The sequence below is a fragment of the Winkia sp. UMB3158 genome (assembly GCF_030217145.1).
GTDB classification, from domain to species: Bacteria; Actinomycetota; Actinomycetes; order Actinomycetales; family Actinomycetaceae; genus Winkia; species Winkia anitrata.
This window is the reverse complement of the sequence record NZ_JASONH010000006.1, coordinates 198,066-215,241: the sequence shown is the minus strand read 5'-3', so window position 1 is coordinate 215,241 and position 17,176 is coordinate 198,066. Positions and strand designations below refer to the sequence as shown.

Genomic DNA, 17,176 nt, shown 5'->3' with positions numbered 1-17,176 from the left:
ACGAGGTTTCTGAAGAGACCAAGATTGCTGAGCACAAGGATCTCAATGATGCTGATCAGACTGTGACCTCGAAGAAGGTTGAGCCGAAGAATCCGGTTATCAAGACCAAGGCTTCTTTGGATGGTGATCAGGTCAAGGCTGGTGCGAAGGTTGTTGACACTGTTTCTTACGAGGATTTGATTCCTGGTAAGGAGTACACGCTTTCTGCTCAGTTGATTAACAAGGCTGATGAGTCTGTTGTTGGTGAGGGTTCTGCTAAGTTCACTCCGGAGCAGGCTTCTGGTTCTACCAAGGTTGAGATTGTTGTAAATGACTCGGTCAAGGGTGTTGTTGAGAGCGCGGTTGCGTTCGAGACTTTGACCTCGGCTGTTGTTGATAAGGATGGCAACGAGGTTTCTGAAGAGACCAAGATTGCTGAGCACAAGGATCTCAATGATGCTGATCAGACTGTGACCTCGAAGAAGCCGAACAAGCCAGGCAAGCCTGGCAAGCCCGGCAAGCCCGGTCACGAAGTTCCGAAGTGCCCGCCCGAAACCCAGACCAAGGTCGAAAAGAAGACCATCGTCGGCAAGGACGGCAAGAAGAAGCACGTGACCATCGTCAAGTGCATCAAGTCTTCCAAGACCCTAGCCAAGACCGGCTCCAACGCTGGCGTCGTGGGCGGCATTGCTGCCCTGACACTAGCCGGCGGTGCAGCACTGGTACTCGGCCAGCGTCGCAAGAAGAACTAACAACGGAACGCAGTAAGCCTCCCGCTTACTGCGTCCTAAACAGCAACTGGGATGCCGCAAAAGCGGCATCCCAGTTCTGCTTTAACCAGCCACCACCAAACTTCACACAACAAAACCAATAGGGTGCCCACCCTCCACCGCAACGGAGACGCCACTCCAAGCCCCACCGTCCACGCCAAAAGAAGTCAGGTCTCAACAACCAATAGGGCGAAGCGCTTGCCAAAGACCGTGCCATAAAAGGCTGATAACCCTGGGCAAACGCAAAACTAGAAGAGCGCACGCGACAATCCACCCCAATGGCAAACCATAGGCACCTGGGCCACCTACGCCCTCTAGAAAGCGAGCCTAAGAAAGAGCCAAGAAGACCCCATACGTTGCCTAGAACAAAAGCTGAAAGCCCTCAACTGTGAATGGCAGAAATCCTCTTATGTAGAGCCACCAACGGCTTCGGTGCCCACCAATTCCACTTACCCAGCAAAGTCATAGTGGAAGGAACCAGAAGCATGCGAACCAACGTGGCATCAACAAACACGGCCACAGCCAAAGTGAATCCGACCTGTTTGATCACCATCATGTCGCCCATAAGGAACCCAATAAAGACCAGCACCAAGATGAGCGCAGCAGAAGTAATAATCCGCCCCGACTGCTGCATGCCTACCTCGACCGCCCGATCGTTATCAGCGGTGCGATCCCAAACCTCCTTGATACGGCTAATCAGGAACACTTCATAATCCATAGCCAACCCGAAGCCGAAACAGAAGATCACCGCAACCACATAAGACTCAAGACCGCCCAAAGACTCGAAATCTAGCAGGCCTTCAAGATGTCCCTTCTGGAAGACAAACACTCCCACTCCCAACGCTGACACCAGCGACAAAGTGTTGATAATGAGGGCCTTCAGAGGAACCAATATCGACCCGGTCATCAAGAACAACAGCACGAACGTGGCACCAATAATTACCAATGCAACCCAAGGCGCGTCCTCGGCTAACGCATGAACGAAATCGATCTGGTTAGCCCCCTGTCCTGCCACCAGCACGTTGAAAGGCGCATCGGACGCAGCCGAACGCACATCCTTCGTTACCCGCTCCGCAAGACGCGAAGAGCCATCCGAGCCGCGGACGCTTGCCTCGGCGGAAACCCAACCATCGTGGGCCGCCTTCGCCCCTCGAACCTGAACAACATCCTTCATAGGCGACACGTGCTGTTTCATCCACTGATCCAAATCCTTAGCAGAAGTCTTAGCCACCACATGGATGTCGCCTATCGCAATGGCCGGATACTGCTTCTTCATATGCTTCAACGTCTGGATCTGTTGCAACTTCGCAGGCATCATCTCGGTGCCCGAATTACGCATGTGCATATCGGTAATAGGAGAAGCCATGACACCCAGCACGGCAAGGCATCCCACCAAGAAGACCCACGGATGGGAGTGGACAATGCGCGCCAAAGAAGCAAAAAGCCCATGCTCAGGCAAGTGCCCCGTTTCAGTGTGGACAAACCGCCCAACCACAGGGAGCTTCGTCAGTGGGGAAGGCCGTGCCATCTTCCGCCGAGCCAAAATAAGGATTGCGGGAGTAAGCGTGATCGCGCTAGCCATTGCTGACAAGACGACAGCCACCCCGCCAGCTCCTAAAGACTTCAGCAACTCAGGCTTGAAAACCATCAAACCGCAAATCGAAATAGCCACCGTCAAGGCGCTGAAAAATACCGTACGGCCAGCAGTGCGCAAAGTAGCTTCCAAAGAGCGCAAGTACCTGTTAGGTTCGTTGATACGACGCGCTAGTTCTTCACGGAATCTAGACACAATAAGCAGCGAATAATCAATGGAAAGGCCCAGCGAAAGTACCGAAATAATATTCAAGACAAAGGACTGCTGCGGGGCCAAATAAGTAAGACCAAGCAGCGCCGCCAGCGAAACAGCCATCGCCACCGCAGCACCCGCAAGAGGCAACATAGCCGCAATCAATCCGCCAAAAATGAACAGCATTGCAACTACTGTTAGCGGCAACGACACGACCTCGCCAGTAGCCAGATCCGAGCGAACCTGACCGACTGACTCGTCCATCACGGCTTGCTGATCCGAAACCACAATTTTTGCCTGTGGCGCCACCTTCTTTAATTGAGGTTTCCACTGGTTCATTACCGAGACCACGCGATCCCTAGCTTTATCGGGATCCGACACGCTCGTCTTATCTAGGGACACCGAAACAACGAATCCCTTGCCATCTTTAGCGAGCAACTTCTTAGAATCAGCAGCGCGCACCCGCTGCCAAGTACTCATCGATTGCAGCTTCTGCGCCTTCGCGAGCCCCTCTTTGGCATTTTTCTTCGCTGCCTCGGCCTTCTGCAGCCCCTCTGACGCCTGCCGCTGCGCCTGCTGTGCCCGGGCTCGTTCAGCCTGCATCTGCGGAGGCAGCTGAGCTAATGCACCCTGGGCCTGAGCCAGACCCTGCTGAGCCTGTTCGGCCGCAGCCTCGGCCTTCGCAAGACCGTCCTTCGCCCTCTGCGCCGCCACCTTAGGCTCCACAATGGAATCGCGCTCCTCTTCAGGCGCGAAATGCCGGACAGTGGCCAGATCCAAAGGTAAGAACGGGGAATTAACTGCAGTCACGCCCTCTAGAACACGCACCCGAGAAGCTAAATTAGCAGTAGACCGCGACAGAGCATCGGCATTCCCTGCCACGTTTACCCCGGAAATCACCGCCGAAATTGGGTAGGCCTGTTTAGTGGTCTTATCGAGGATACGTTGGCCCTGCTCGGACTCGGAACCCTGGGCCATAGGAATGTCAGAATTCAGCCTTTTCCAGATGGGCGCACCCGCCACTCCCGTAACGGAAACAGTCAGACAGGCAGCGATTATCAGTAGCCAGCTAATAATAATCGCCCGCGCATGCCTCGAAACGAACCGAGCCAGGCGGACAAACATCTGCTGCACGCTCCCTTGCGCAAAATAAGGCGAATAGTTCCCTTCCAGACTATGCCAGAAGAGAACCAGAACGGAGGGATTCTAGAAGCGCACTTGTGAGCCAAGGGCGAACGCTACAAAGCCCGGGCCGAAAGCTCCGCCTGAGTAGCTACATCAGGGAAACCATTCACCTTGTACCGCAGCGGCCAAACCGAGTCATCTATTTGAAAACCCTCCGGCCAAACCTGCCTGGCCTGGGCAAAAGAGATCTTAATAGAATCAGTAAAATCTGGTTCCTCGCCAGGCTCAGAATTAGGCAAGAAAGCGATGTAATCAGCCGCCGGCACGGAAGAAAGTGGGGCGGGAACGAGCGCAGTGAAAGAAGCCGGATGTTCTGGGCTGGCAGGATCAGCGCCAATCTCGAAGGGTGCCACCTGCCCGTACGCAGCAGGCGAAGCCTCGCACACCTTACCCTGCTGGGTGTAAGCATCCTCTAGCAGCCCCAACCTGATCTGCATCCACGTAGAAAACCCTGGATGAGTCTGCTCTAAAGCGTACTCACTCAGATCGCCAGCTCTAGAAATACTAAAAGGCAACGGGCAAATCGTGTGCTCACTGACGCCGCGCCCAACTGCCATCGTAAGTGCACTCTGAACCGCATCCACGTCCTCGTCAAAGAACCAGATGCGACGATCCGACAGCGGCATCACTAGCGGGTTCTTCCAACCACGATTATCTACGAGCCACTGCCTAGTTTTGGCAAGAGCCCCAGATAGCAGCAAGAACGCTGCGCCCTCGTCACCAGGACCCGCAATCCGCGCAGCCTCGGTTCCGCCCAACTTAGCTTCCACCAGTGGGATAGGAGCTCCCAAGACATCAGTCCTAGCTGCCAACTGCTGCTTCGCCTTGGTGACAACATTTGCCATTGCGCGCTCAAATAAAACGTCCGTATCTGCACCGATTTCCTGCGCCTTTGCATGATCTAGCAGCACCGACTGGGCCGGGGTGGCATCTTGCGGCAACCACCCAAAACCAAACCCCAACAATGCTGTAACAGGGGCAAAATACACGTTTACCCCACGGGCCCAATGCGTCAAAAATGTGGGGGTCGCCCGCAGCACCAAAGTTGCTGTGGAATATACGCGCTCAAAATCGCCCTCGGCGGGAATATTTGCCTGGGCAAACATGCTGTTAGTTACATCCATACCCCAATCCTTGCATGAACTGGCCCCATTCTTCCTAACATGGAATGGAAACTGAAATGGAGGCCACGTGGCACACAAGATGCAATTCGGCGTATTCAGCGTCGGCGACCTAACAATAGACCCCACGAGCGGAATGGTTCCCACCGAATCTGAACGCCTGCACGCGATGACCAAGATCGCTGTGCACGCCGAAGAGGTAGGCCTCGACGTATTCGCGCAAGGTGAGCATCACAACCCGCCATTCGTGCCCTCTAGCCCCACCACCATGTTGGGGTACATTGCAGCAAAAACTGAACGCATCATTCTTTCTACCTCCACCACTCTAATTACCACCAACGATCCGGTGAAACTGGCCGAAGACTACGCCATGCTGCAGCACCTGTCGGGCGGCAGGATGGACCTGATGCTAGGCCGCGGCAACACGGGGCCGGTTTACCCCTGGTTCGGGAAAGATATTCGCGACGGGATCGAACTGTCCTTTGAAAACTACGGCCTCCTGCGCAAACTTTGGGACGAAACGGACGTCTACTGGGAAGGCAAACATCGCACTCCACTACGAGGCTTCACCGCGGTGCCACGCCCTCTAGATGGAGTAGCGCCATTCGTCTGGCACGGATCTATCCGCAGCCCAGAAATTGCAGAACAAGCCGCCTACTACGGGGACGGATTCTTCCACAACAACATCTTTTGGCCCGCCTCCCATACCGCAAAGATGGTGAACCTGTACCGCGAACGCTTCGAACATTACGGGCACGGTCCAGCAAAGAAGGCCATCGTCGGTTTGGGCGGACAAGTATTCATGGCCAAGCGAAGCCAGGATGCAAAAGAAGCTTTCCGCCCCTACTTCGACAATGCGCCCGTCTACGGTGGCGGCCCCACCATGGAAGAGTTCACCGAACAGACCCCACTAACCGTAGGTTCCCCACAGGAAGTAATCGATCGTACGTTGAGCTTCCGCGAAATGGTAGGCGACTACCAGCGACAGCTATTCCTTGTTGACCACGCTGGGCTGCCACTCACCGAGGTGTTGCACCAAATCGACTTCCTTGGCGAGATCCTGCCGGTATTGCGTCGCGAGTTCGCCTCCCTTTCCGAAGAAGACGTGCCGGACGCTCCCACCCACGAATCTCTGTTGCGTCTTCGCGGTAAGGAACCGGCCCGCTCCGAGGCCAAGATTTGGCAGGAACAGACGCCAGATGCAGACCTGGTAAACGAACCACGCGAGTGGAATCAAATCAGCATCGACCTTACTGCTGGGGCCCAGACGGACGACGGCGTGGGCACTCGCGACGGCGCCGCAGCCGGCGACACGGTAACAGGTGCCTCCTTCTATCAGCAAGCTCCTAGCCGTGAGGCGGCCTTGGGAAGGGCCGACAAATGGTTGGAAGAGTCCCAAAAGTCCGGCAGTGGCACTGTTGAACAGGAAGATTCTCCGGTACAAAGCCAGGAAGCTCCCTGGTGGACCAAGAATGAACGTCGCATAGTCGTAATTCATGCGGGCATGTCAGACGCGTCCTCGTCGCGAAAACTAGCAATGCGACTGGCCAAAGAAGCTGCCGCGAAACTAGGGGCCGCCGGGCACTCAATCCAGATTCGCGAGGTAGCTTTGCGCAAGCTTGCCCGGGATCTAGCCGACAACGTTCTGACCGGATTTGGCAATGAAAAGCTGGAAGGCATAAAGGCTGCCGTAAGTGGCGCGGCTGCCCTAGTGGCAGTAACGCCCACCTACCAGGGGTCATTCTCAGGACTATTCAAACAATTCTTCGATGTGCTCGAGGACGGAGCTTTGGAAGGCAAGCCGGTCTTGCTAGGAGGCACCGGAGGTACGCCGCGCCACGCCCTCGTATTGGAACATCACCTACGTCCAGTCTTGACCTACATGCACGCCGAGACGGTGCCCACCGCCATTTTTGCTGCCACGGAAGACTGGGGGTCCAAAGCAGCTGACTCGGATGGTTCTGGTGGACAGGCACTAGCGCGCCGTATCGCTCGCGGTGCGGCCCAGCTAGCACAGCGGCTGCTCTAGCACTCTAAAATAGGCCCGCGCTCGGCGAGACAGTTAGGATTAACGGGCAACATAACTCAAACAAAAGGAGCTCCATGTCCACCCCACCTGTCGCATACGTTATAGCTGGTTCGGAAGCAACTGGCGGCGCCGGATTTCAGGTTGATCTAAAAACCTACCAGCAGCTGGGCGTCTACGGTGTGGGCACGCTTTCCTGCATCGTTGCCTTTGACCCGTCGAATAGCTGGGGACACCGCTTCCACCCGATCCCACGTGACATCATTGAAGAGTAGATTGAGGTTTCTCTTGCGTGCTTTGACGAGACAGTGATGAACACCGTTAAGGTGGGGATGCTAGGTACCCCCGATACTATCGACGCTGTTGCTCAAGGGCTTTCGCAGCGCAAATGGAAGAACGTGGTTGTTGACCCCGTACTCATTTGTAAGGGGCAAGAGCCTGGAGCTGCCCTGGATACAGATAATGCGCTGCGGGAAAAAATACTTCCTCTAGCCACCGTAGTTACGCCGAACGTATTCGAAGCCAAGACCCTCTCTGGAATGGAGCAGATCACAACAGTTGAAGAGCTAGAAGAAGCAGCCAAACGCATTGGGGAATCTGTGCCCTACGTGGTGGCAAAGGGAGGCGTGGAACTACCTGGCGACAAGGCAGTGGACGTATTGTGGGACGGTAAAGAGATAACCCGTTTTGAGGCTCCTAAGGTGGGCGAACAGCGCGTATCTGGAGCCGGTTGCACCATTGCTGCTGCGATCACAGGGGAGCTTGCCAAGGGGGCTGACATTGCGAAGGCAGTGGGAGCTGCAAAACGATTCGTGACACGCGGTATCAACGCTCGCGTAAGTGCCAATACCCCGTTCGATACAGTATGGCAAGGCGCAAACTAACCCGGGTCAAGAAGATAAGTCTTATCGATTGACTATTAAATAGGGTGGCGCCCCACGTGAGTTGCGTGGGCGCCACCCTATTTAAGCGAATTACTTGGCCTGCTTGGCAAGATTGTTCAGTAAATCTTTCAAAGAGGCGATAATAGTGTCTTTTTGGTCAGCATCGCTGCCTGCCACAACAGCGACCATGCTGCCATTAGCGCCACGTGCCATTACCGTGGATTGGGATTGCCCATCCTGAGTAGTTTCATTAATTTCCCAAATGGCCTTGTTTGCGTTTTCAACATCGATTTTCTTGTAAGTGTTGTGGAGCGTGGTGTTGTGCTTGCCGGATTTAAGAGTGATTTTGGCGCAATCGTCAGACAATGAAAGGGTCGTGTCGATGTTGTCCTCAATGTTAGTATCCTTGACCTTCACCACCTGGACTAGAAGAGCAGGAGCGTCTTGTGCCTGAACGAGGTATTCCACGCCGTGGGGGATGCCGTTTTCTATGAGCTTGTAGCACTTCTGGGGTTCAATCAGGTCCTTTACGGATTTGAGGGTTTCGGCCTTCTTTTCGGCGGCCTCCACTTGTGGGTCACCAGATTTGAAGGAGACTACCTTGTTCAACTTCTTGCCGTCTACTTTGGTGTTCTTTATGGCCGTCTCGACCTGTTGTGCGGTTAGGTTCTGCACCCCTGCCGACACGTCCTTCTTACCCCCGGCGTCTGCGGAGTCTGATGAGTTCGCGCAGGCCGATAGCGACAGGGCTAATGTTGCGGCTGCGCCTACTGCACCTAGTGAACGAAGTTTGGTCGATAGCATTCCAGGTCCTCTTCTCGTGAAAATGGGCGGCATATGGTTCTATTTATGAGCTTATTTGTTTCTCTAGATTGGGCTAGCGGTGCCCGATCTAGATTGGTTATTTCGCTTGTTTTGCCAGGTTGTTCAGGATATCTTGCAGTGCTGCAGTCATCGCTTCTTTGCTATCAGGAGAACGGCTGAGGACTGTCGCCTGGACGCTGCCAACAGTTGCTTCGGCGCGGAGCTCCTTAGAACTATTTCCGTCCTGCTCTGTAATAGTCGTTTCCCATGCTGCGGATTCGGCATTGTCAACATCTAGCTCTTGGATGGTGTGCCGCAAACGAGCACTCCACATCTGCACATCCTTGCATTCGTCCGCCAGGTCGAGTGCATTATTGAGCCTATCCGTCATGTTCATGTCTCTGGACTTAGTCAACTGGACCAGGCGGTTTTTGCCATTCTTTACCTGAACAACGTAGTCCAAATCGTTTGGGGCAGTGGTCATACTTTCGAAGCATCTTGCAGGTTTTGTATGCTCCTTTGCAGACTTGATCGTGTCTCGTGTCTGCTTCAGCATCGACTGCATGTCAGGGTCGGAGTGTACGAGCGAGGTGGCATTGACCAGTTTTTTGCCGGCGAATTCGGATTCTTTAACCGCTTCTTTAGCCTGATCTACGGTTAACTTTTCGATTGCTGCTGGCGCTTTTTTCTTTGCAGAATCGCCATCGGAGCCGTCGAAACTGATTGCGCAGGCCGACAGCGGCAGAGCGAGTGCTGCGGTTGCGCATATGCTGCAAATGGCGCGTAGCTTACGGGATATCATTTTGTTTCTCTCTACTTTGAGGGGTGTTATTTGGTTTTTTCGGCTAGCTTGTTCAAAAAATTTTGGGTAGATTCGATAATTTCATCTTTATGGAGATGATCTGTGATAAGAAAAGTCCCATTAGCAGCTGTGGTGGACATTGCCTCTTTGTCCCTCTCCGTAAAGGCCCAGGTGTCCAACGCGGCTACTTTGGCGTATCTAAGATTGAGTTTGCTGGTGTCTAAGGTTAGTGGATCCTGAAAAGCGGTAAACACGCGACATTCGCCAGCTAGCTTCAGCTTATGGCGGATCGCGTCCTCGGCGTTCAGTTCCTCATATTTATCTACTAACAGTCGGTACTTACCGTTGCCGGCTTTGATCACGTAGTCTAACCTGCCATGGCCGGGAGTAAAGAAAGAGTGATAGCACTTCCTATCCTTTGCGGGAAAGGATTCCCCTACTTTTTCCGCAAACTTGTCTTCTTGCTCAAGCCTGGCTAATTCGGGACTGTCCCCGGTTAGAAAATCTCTTACTTTTAGACCGGTGCCGCCGAAGGTGGTCTGCTCAACTGCATCCTTTACTTGCTCTGAGGGCAGTCTTTCGATCTTAGCTACTGCTTTTTTGCTCGCTAGTCCGTCGCTCGGATTGTGATGGCTGATAGTGCAGGCGGAAAGCGAAAGTGTTGCGGCGGCAATGGCGGTTGCAGCGCAGACAGTTCTTAGCTTGGGGATGAGCATCCTAGCCTTCTTAGGAAATGTGAAAAAACATACACTTTCGTATCTAGCATATGGTTTTCCAGAAAAACCGCTACTCGAAACCTCTGGAGCTAACTGGATACGTGGACTTATTCCACAAAGCCGCCCCTGGTCGCTAACGCCCGCTTGTCGCTATCGTTCCTTGCCGCGAAAGGCGAGATTGCCCTGGCTGCGCTAGTCCACTCGCGCAACGGAGGAGCTGCGAGCGAAACGCTTCCGCACCTTCACAAAGAACCAGATAATAAGCCCAACCAATGCTGCAACCAGCAAAAGAGCCACTACGGGAACGAGTACTGCCGAGAAGGATAGGGCGGCCGCAACTGCGTCTTCTCCGGTAGATACGACAGGGGCGGCGAGTCCCACAGTAGACGCGTTCCACACCGGTCGTGAAGAAGACTTAAAAAAGTGGATCCCGAGCGCCACCGCGAAGCCAACAACTAGGGCGATCCAAGTTGACGGCTGCCGAAAAGCCTCGGAGGTGGTGAGCTGCTCGACGCCGTTTTCTCCGGTTGCTGAATTGAGGCCGGAAGCAAACATGAGGCCGCCGGAGGTAGGGCGAATAACCGTCTGAATGGCGTCGTTGATGGTGTCGACAGCTGGAACCTTGTCTGCCACAATCTCTATTACTAAGAGGACGGCAACGATGCCCAGTAGGATCGGATCAGACAGCCACTGCCAGGCTTGTGGCAGAGTAATCACTGAGGTGAAGCGGGCCAGAAGCCCGAACACCAGCATGGGGATGTATGCGTTTAGTCCTGACGCTGAAGAAAGCCCTAAGGCGGTAAAAAGTTCCATCAAACAAGATTGTATGGCGAAAGCCTCTGTGCTGCCGAATAATTCAGGACGCAAAAAGAACTAAATGAGTTGTAGCGCCGCAGGAAGTGGCGCTACAACGTTTTAGGAAACCTGATCCCAGTTTACGCTGACTCCAGCCTTAGCCGCCCATCCATTCTCTTATTAGCCTTCACTAGCTGTTTCGTAACCGGGCGGTTAGCGTACGTTGCTTGGTGGGGTGTAGCAGAATGAACGGCTACGGTGAGGCTGCGGCTCGCCCTCGGCGCGTAGAAAAAACTACAGCGGTGGTGGACTACTATCGAACATATGGAGCAGATCTGCGATATTCGTCCGAAAGTTACACCCGTTTGTTTGTCTGAAGTTTTGGAAGGGCTTTCTTGGGACGGCCCTGCTGAAGCAGGCAAAGTCAAGGTGTCTGGGGTTAGTGTTTCTACCCACGACATTGATAAAGGCTGGGTTTTTGTTGCGATTAAGGGCTATTCCCATCACGGTATTGAACACGCAGCAGTGGCGGTACGTCATGGAGCGGTAGCGATAATTACCGACAGCGAGGGCGCAACTCGAGTAGGCGAAGGCTTTCCGGTGCCCGTAATTACCGTGGCTGATCCTCGTAGCGCGGTAGCGCCTATTGCGTGCGCGATTTATAAGAACCCTGCAAAAGATCTGGTGACAGCGACAGTTACCGGCACAAACGGGAAAACTACGACTACCTATTTACTTAGAGCGCTGCTCGGCGTGGATCATCCGCACGCCGCCCTGTGCGGTACCAACGAGGTCTCGGTAGGCCAGCACCAGATTATTGCCTCGCGCACTACCGCTGAGGCGCCCGTGCTGCAACGTTTCTTGGCCTCCGCGCGCGAACAAAATCTAGGAGGAGCAGTCATCGAGACTTCCTCGCATGCCTTGTCGTTGCACCGTGTTGACGGAATCTGTTTTGACGTAGCCGGGTTTACGAATCTGCAACACGATCATCTGGATTACTACGGCGACATGGATACGTATTTTGCGGCTAAGGCGCAACTGTTCACCCCGGGTCACGCCAAACGCGCGGTAGTGTGTGTTGATGACAAGTGGGGAAAGAAGATGGCTCAGGTCAGTCAGATTCCTACGGTTACTGTGGCCGCTCTTAGCCAGAGCGAAGCAGACTGGCAGGTAAGCGACATTCACGCCGATCAAGAATCTATGCGTACAGTCTTCACCCTCACTGGCCCGGAGGGGCAAACCGGCCAGGTCGCCTCCCCCGTGTTAGGCGAAGTGAACGTGCAAAATTGCGCGGTAACAATTGTGTGCGGCGTGCAGTTGGGCTACGACCTCCAGGACGCCATCAAGGCGGTCGAGGGCGCTAAACAGGTGCCCGGGCGGATGCAGAAAGTTAATCCGACTCCTGCTCCGGGGCAACCGCTAGTGATTGCTGACTACGCCCACACCCCGGAAGGGCTGGACTGGACTCTAAAATCGGTTCGTGAAATGACCTCGGGCAAAGTTGTCATCGTCTTTGGTACAGACGGAGATAGGGATCCCTCTAAGCGCGAGGATCTAGCTGAAGTAGCTGCCCGTAGGGCTGACATTTTGTGGGTTACTGATGAGAACCCGCGTACGGAGGATCCCCAGTCTATCCGTGACTACCTGATTCGCGGGGTTAAGAGGGTCCGTCCGGACATGAACAACGTCACCGAGATAACCACCTGCCGCCGTGATGCGGTGCGTAAGGCCATCCTCAACTCCACTGAGGGAGACATCGTCATGTTAACCGGTAAGGGGATTGAGTGGTACCAAGATATCGAGAACATTAAACACACGTATTCCGATATCGATACCGCAGCCGAAATTCTTGAACGCGACCCTCGTCGCGAAGAAAAATAGGATTTCTAAAAAGTAGAGGGCGTTGCCGTGTGGTGACGTCCTCTATCTTGTAAGTCATGTTTTGAAGGGGTCTCCACCAGGGGGGCCGCCTTAGGTAGGCTATTAAACGTTGACAGTATTCTTCGTGTTGACCTGATTGTTGAAGGAGAAGTAATGGCAATCCCTACACCCCAGGCCGGATCGGCCGACATTGGCGTAATGGGCATGGGCGTAATGGGCTCAAATTTGGCCCGGAACCTAGCCCGCAACGGATACAAGGTGGCGATTACGAACCGTACTCCTGCCAGGACTGAACGAGTTCTCGAAAACCATGGCGACGAGGGCACTTTCATTCTATCCCAGAATGTAGAGGATTTCATTGCTTCGTTGGAAAAGCCGCGAGTCGCAATCATTATGGTTAAGGCAGGCTCGGCTACGGACGCTTGCATCGACCAGTTCAAGCAGTACATGGAAGAGGGCGACATTGTTGTTGACTGCGGTAACTCCCTCTTTAGTGACACTCGCCGACGCGAAGCAGAATTGAAGGCCGCCGGGCTGCATTTCGTGGGTGCCGGTGTCTCTGGTGGGGAAGAAGGGGCGCTGTTAGGGCCGGCCATCATGCCAGGGGGATCCAAGTGGGCTTACGATCGCCTCGGCCCCATGTTCGAGAAGATCTCTGCGCATGTGGAAGGTGAGCCTTGCTGCACTCATGTCGGTTCTGACGGGGCCGGCCACTTCGTGAAGATGGTTCACAACGGCATTGAGTATGCTGACATGCAGGTTATTGGTGAAGCTTACGATCTGTTGCGCCGCGCCCTTGGACTGACGCCGGCAGAGGTTGGCGATATTTTCCGCGAATGGAACAAGGGCGACCTGGATTCCTACCTGATGGAGATCACTGCAGAGGTGCTAACTCAGGTTGACGCTGAAACTGGCAAACCGCTGGTAGACCTGATTCAGGATGCCGCTGGCCAGAAGGGCACGGGCATGTGGACTGTACAGACCGCCCTCGACCTGGCTGTACCCGTTACCGGCATTGGCGAGGCCACCTTCGCTCGCGGCCTGTCGTCCTCGCCAGAGCAGCGTGAAGCTGCCCAGGGCCTCGCAGGGCATGAAGAGGAATGGCAGGTGCAGGACCGCGATGCCTTCATCGAGGACGTGCGTAAAGCGCTATTCGCCTCCAAGATAGTGGCCTACTCGCAGGGCTTCAACGAGATCCAGGCGGCTGCTAAGGAATATGACTGGGATATTAAAAATGGGGACATGGCTCGCATTTGGCGAGGTGGCTGCATTATTCGCGCCCGCTTCCTGAACGACATTACTAAGGCGTTCCAGAAGAATCCTGATCTGCCCTTGCTGATCGCTGACGATTACTTCTACGACAAGATTCAGGAGTGCTTGCCCGCATGGCGGCGCGTGGTAGCTGCGGCTGCGTTGCATGGTGCGCCAGCTCCCGTGTTCTCTTCCTCCCTTTCTTACTATGACGGGATTCGTGCGAAACGGCTACCAGCTGCTCTTATTCAGGGGCAACGCGACTTCTTTGGTTCGCACACCTACAAGCGTGTGGATAAGGAAGGCATCTTCCACACTCTGTGGGCGGAGGAAGGACGTCCGGAGGAACAGTGGTAAGTCGAGCTTAGAGATTAGCTCGGAATAGCTAACTGAACAGGCTAAATATATTCCACGGCTTGGCTGAAATGAAATGCGTTATATTTTTCAGCCAGCCGTGGATTTAGGTTTAGACTGGTTGCGGTATTTGTTGCGGTCTACTTCCGGAGGTTTCCCTTGTCATCGACGCAACAGTTAGAAAGGCCGACTGCTGCCGAAATGGATCCCGAACAATTGCGCGTAGCGAAGCGTGCAGCATTTTCGGGCTTTATGGGATCGACAATTGAATATTTCGATCTAATTGCATTTGCCACCGCATCGGCGCTGGTTTTCTCGCATTTGTTCTTTGAATCCATGGGGGAACGCGGAGCAGCTATCGCATCGTTCGCTACTTTTGGGTTAGCCTACGTCGCCCGGCCGGTTGGTGCCGTTCTTTTTGGAAGTCTTGGGGACCGCCATGGGCGCGCCCAAACACTGATCTACACGTTAACATTGATGGGGGCTGCCACTTTCTTGATTGGCTGTCTGCCCACCCCAAGGACTGCTGGTATTGCAGCCCCTATTATGCTTGTTGTCCTGCGCCTTGCGCAGGGCATTTCTGCAGGTGGTGAGCAGGCTGCGGCCATGACCTTGGCGTCTGAGCATGCACCTAGCGACAAGCGCGCCCTGTACTCGGGGTGGATTATGTTGGGCATTGCGGCTGGCACTGCTTTGGGATCTGCAGCTTTCGTTCCGGTTACCGCTTTCGGGCAAGAATTCTTGCTTTCGTGGGGCTGGCGGATTCCGTTTTGGATTATTGGCCCCCTTTCTTTATTTACTCTGTATATTCGCCGTACTGTTGGCGACGCTCCGGTATATCAAAGCGCCGAGGACGAAGCTTCTACATTGTCCACGAAAGCCCAGCTAATTGAGGTATTTACTAAGCACTGGAAAGCGGTGTTGCGCGTAATTTTCTGTACCTTGATGACACTTACCGGTTCCATGTCTACGGTATTTAGCGTCAGCTATGCGGTTGATTATCAGCAACTCTCTGCGCCGAAGATGTTGGCAATTATTAGTGCGATGTCGGTGGCGGCGCTGGTATGTGGTCCTCCTGGGGCAGCCCTGTCTGACCGTATTGGCCGCAGGCCGGTATTTGGCATTGGTGTACTGGTTATTGGTGCAATGTTCTTTGTTTTCTTTGCGGCGATTGAAACTCGCAATTACCTGTACATTTCTTTAGCCTTCTTTGGTGTTATGTGCGCGGCGAACGTGTGTAACTCGGTACAGGGCACGCTGTTTACCGAAATTTTCCCGACCCGTGTGCGCGCCACCGGATATGCAGTTGGTTTGCAGGTGGGTTTGTTGCTGGTGGGATTTGCTCCTACGCTTGCTGCTGCAATCGTGCAGCCTGGTCACCGCGGCTGGCTGCCTGCGTGGATCATGCTTGCTATTGGTATGTGCCTCGCGTCGGCCGCAGCTTGGCTGGGTCGTGAGACTCAGGGATCCTCCTTGTACAGCGAGGACTAGTATTTGCTGAATTGGCGGGCGTGGACGGTTGCTGTTCACGCCCGCCAATTTTTTGCGGGGCTGGAGCCTTTTTGCTGCAGCGTTTCTATGACGAATACGTCTTTAGATAGGGCAAATTTGTCCCTGCTTTGAAGCGTCGCTTTGGCGCCCTCGGACAGGCGGCGGCCCCCCACAAACGTGCCGTTGGTGGAACCTAGATCAGATATTTGGAAGGTTCCGTCCGGTAGCACGTCGATCTGGGCATGCTTTCGTGATACGTCCGAATTTCCCCCCATGTGGATGTCGCAGGTGGCGGAGCGGCCTATGACAGCTTGCCGCATCCGCGCTATTGCCATGCGTCCATCGCGTATGCGAGTGACGGTGAAGGCGGTGCGTTCTGGAGCGGGAGCGCTAACAGGGGTAGGTTCTTTTTCCTGAGGAACTTTCAAAATTGTGGCATCACCTGCTGGGATGACGGTTGCATCATCCGGCGTCGGGGAGGGCTGCTGGGGCTTTGTCGCAGCAGGTAACTGAAGTTTTGTTGCAGGTGCGGCGGCGGAAGAAGAGGTAGCCGAATCTGAAAAGGCCTGCCAAATGAATTGCCGCATCTTGTCAGGCGAGGGCGCAGGCGAGGCGAACGCGTAATCGCGCAGTGGCGCCAGGGCGCGGGCGTGCGAAGGAACAGCCTTGATTAGTGCGTTTATTAGCTGCCCTAGACTGTCGCGCCCAGATTTGTCGATGATCAGCGAGGTGATCAGGATGAAGCTGGCAAGTTTTGTATCGGGGGCGATCAACACGTGCCTAGGGGCGAACAGGAGGCCTTTGGGGTTTACGTGGTTGTTAGTGCACAGTTCAATGGCGTCGCAGGCGGTGAGGAGGAGGTTGCGGGCGAATCCTTCGGTGATGTGTTTGCCCCGCAGTATGCCTTTTAGCGGTAACAGGTCAGTGGCGTTGTAGTAAAGGAAGCTGCCTTTTTCGGTAGTTTCGTAACGAAAAGTGGCGAGCAGATCAGATGGGTCTCCTGCTAGCCATTGCGCCGCCAGATGATCTAGGGGCTGGGTGGCGGGCAGCGTTACGGTGAAAGTGACGGTGCCGGTAGAACGATCGGTGTTCAGCTTTGTTTTCATTGGTCTTCACGAAGAATGCAATAAACGTGTGCAGCGCTATCGTATACGCCTTGTCAGGTTAGATGCGAGAAAGGATTTCTCAGGTGCAGGCGAGCAGACGCACATCACATTCACGTCTGGCTACTTTTCGCCTTCCGTTCACTTTAACTTAACCGAAAGACGGTAGTTTTCCTCTGTATGTCCGCTGGGCCTTTTGAACCTATGCGGCTGGCGCCAGCAGGACTT

The 17,176-nt window shown here is 54.3% G+C and carries 12 protein-coding genes and 1 pseudogene; 6 read left to right on the top strand and 7 right to left on the bottom strand.

Annotated elements, in window-relative coordinates; all coding sequences use genetic code 11:
• Positions 1 to 731, top strand: a 731-nt coding sequence (locus QP400_RS08520; RefSeq protein WP_285444597.1) for a VaFE repeat-containing surface-anchored protein, incomplete at its 5' end; no start/stop codon positions are given.
• A 400-nt stretch (positions 732 to 1,131) separates the two neighbouring features.
• On the opposite strand, the gene QP400_RS08515 is transcribed toward QP400_RS08520, so the two are convergent.
• Together QP400_RS08515 and QP400_RS08510 are read right to left on the bottom strand one after the other, a co-directional pair.
• Positions 1,132 to 3,660 (bottom strand): MMPL family transporter, encoded by a 2,529-nt coding sequence (locus QP400_RS08515; protein ID WP_004807104.1) that lies wholly within the window; start codon positions 3,658 to 3,660, stop codon positions 1,132 to 1,134.
• Positions 3,661 to 3,773: 113 nt separating this feature from the next.
• Entirely contained in the window at positions 3,774 to 4,844 is a 1,071-nt protein-coding gene (locus QP400_RS08510; protein WP_004807101.1) for a hypothetical protein, read from the bottom strand.
• Between the two features lie 67 nt (positions 4,845 to 4,911).
• Between QP400_RS08510 and QP400_RS08505 the strand changes: the two genes are divergently transcribed.
• Positions 4,912 to 6,870, top strand: coding sequence for a CE1758 family FMN-dependent luciferase-like monooxygenase (locus QP400_RS08505; protein ID WP_004807098.1), 1,959 nt, complete (start codon positions 4,912 to 4,914; stop codon positions 6,868 to 6,870).
• Positions 6,871 to 6,944: 74 nt separating this feature from the next.
• Positions 6,945 to 7,751: pseudogene (locus QP400_RS08500) on the top strand (hydroxymethylpyrimidine/phosphomethylpyrimidine kinase).
• Between the two features lie 90 nt (positions 7,752 to 7,841).
• Here QP400_RS08500 and QP400_RS08495 read toward each other — a convergent pair.
• From QP400_RS08495 to QP400_RS08480, 4 genes are all read right to left on the bottom strand, one after another.
• Positions 7,842 to 8,555: a hypothetical protein gene (locus QP400_RS08495; protein WP_004807092.1), complete on the bottom strand. Its 714-nt coding sequence runs from the start codon at positions 8,553 to 8,555 to the stop codon at positions 7,842 to 7,844.
• Between the two features lie 97 nt (positions 8,556 to 8,652).
• Positions 8,653 to 9,357, bottom strand: coding sequence for a hypothetical protein (locus tag QP400_RS08490; RefSeq protein ID WP_004807091.1), 705 nt, complete (start codon positions 9,355 to 9,357; stop codon positions 8,653 to 8,655).
• Between the two features lie 26 nt (positions 9,358 to 9,383).
• The gene (locus tag QP400_RS08485; RefSeq protein ID WP_004807089.1) at positions 9,384 to 10,073 is read right to left on the bottom strand and encodes a hypothetical protein; all 690 of its coding nucleotides are present in this window, start codon (positions 10,071 to 10,073) and stop codon (positions 9,384 to 9,386) included.
• Positions 10,074 to 10,265: 192 nt separating this feature from the next.
• Complete coding sequence (locus tag QP400_RS08480) at positions 10,266 to 10,886, bottom strand: DUF4126 domain-containing protein (RefSeq protein WP_004807087.1); 621 nt, start codon at positions 10,884 to 10,886, stop codon at positions 10,266 to 10,268.
• A gap of 306 nt (positions 10,887 to 11,192) precedes the next feature.
• On the opposite strand from QP400_RS08480, the gene QP400_RS08475 reads away from it, so the two are divergent.
• The 3 genes from QP400_RS08475 (at position 11,193) to QP400_RS08465 (ending at position 15,845) form a co-directional block, all read left to right on the top strand.
• On the top strand, positions 11,193 to 12,749 hold the full coding sequence (locus QP400_RS08475) for a UDP-N-acetylmuramoyl-L-alanyl-D-glutamate--2,6-diaminopimelate ligase (protein ID WP_004807084.1): 1,557 nt from the start codon (positions 11,193 to 11,195) through the stop codon (positions 12,747 to 12,749).
• Positions 12,750 to 12,902: 153 nt separating this feature from the next.
• Positions 12,903 to 14,357: an NADP-dependent phosphogluconate dehydrogenase gene (gene gnd / locus QP400_RS08470; RefSeq protein WP_004807083.1), complete on the top strand. Its 1,455-nt coding sequence runs from the start codon at positions 12,903 to 12,905 to the stop codon at positions 14,355 to 14,357.
• A gap of 156 nt (positions 14,358 to 14,513) precedes the next feature.
• Positions 14,514 to 15,845, top strand: a complete 1,332-nt coding sequence (locus tag QP400_RS08465) for an MFS transporter (RefSeq protein WP_004807080.1) — start codon at positions 14,514 to 14,516, stop codon at positions 15,843 to 15,845.
• A 35-nt stretch (positions 15,846 to 15,880) separates the two neighbouring features.
• Here QP400_RS08465 and QP400_RS08460 read toward each other — a convergent pair whose 3' ends face one another.
• Positions 15,881 to 16,951 (bottom strand): FHA domain-containing protein, encoded by a 1,071-nt coding sequence (locus tag QP400_RS08460; protein WP_004807077.1) that lies wholly within the window; start codon positions 16,949 to 16,951, stop codon positions 15,881 to 15,883.
• Between the last annotated feature and the right edge of the window lie 225 nt (positions 16,952 to 17,176).

What these genes read in the sequence shown, in the direction of transcription:
- QP400_RS08490 (WP_004807091.1), bottom strand. Translation starts at nt 9,357, where the DNA reads ATGATATCCCGTAAGCTACGCGCCATTTGCAGCATATGCGCAACCGCA.
- QP400_RS08485 (WP_004807089.1), bottom strand. Translation starts at nt 10,073, where the DNA reads ATGCTCATCCCCAAGCTAAGAACTGTCTGCGCTGCAACCGCCATTGCC.
- QP400_RS08515 (WP_004807104.1), bottom strand. Translation starts at nt 3,660, where the DNA reads ATGTTTGTCCGCCTGGCTCGGTTCGTTTCGAGGCATGCGCGGGCGATT.
- QP400_RS08460 (WP_004807077.1), bottom strand. Translation starts at nt 16,951, where the DNA reads ATGAAAACAAAGCTGAACACCGATCGTTCTACCGGCACCGTCACTTTC.
- QP400_RS08495 (WP_004807092.1), bottom strand. Translation starts at nt 8,555, where the DNA reads ATGCTATCGACCAAACTTCGTTCACTAGGTGCAGTAGGCGCAGCCGCA.
- QP400_RS08475 (WP_004807084.1), top strand. Translation starts at nt 11,193, where the DNA reads ATGGAGCAGATCTGCGATATTCGTCCGAAAGTTACACCCGTTTGTTTG.
- gnd (WP_004807083.1), top strand. Translation starts at nt 12,903, where the DNA reads ATGGCAATCCCTACACCCCAGGCCGGATCGGCCGACATTGGCGTAATG.
- QP400_RS08510 (WP_004807101.1), bottom strand. Translation starts at nt 4,844, where the DNA reads ATGGATGTAACTAACAGCATGTTTGCCCAGGCAAATATTCCCGCCGAG.
- QP400_RS08480 (WP_004807087.1), bottom strand. Translation starts at nt 10,886, where the DNA reads ATGGAACTTTTTACCGCCTTAGGGCTTTCTTCAGCGTCAGGACTAAAC.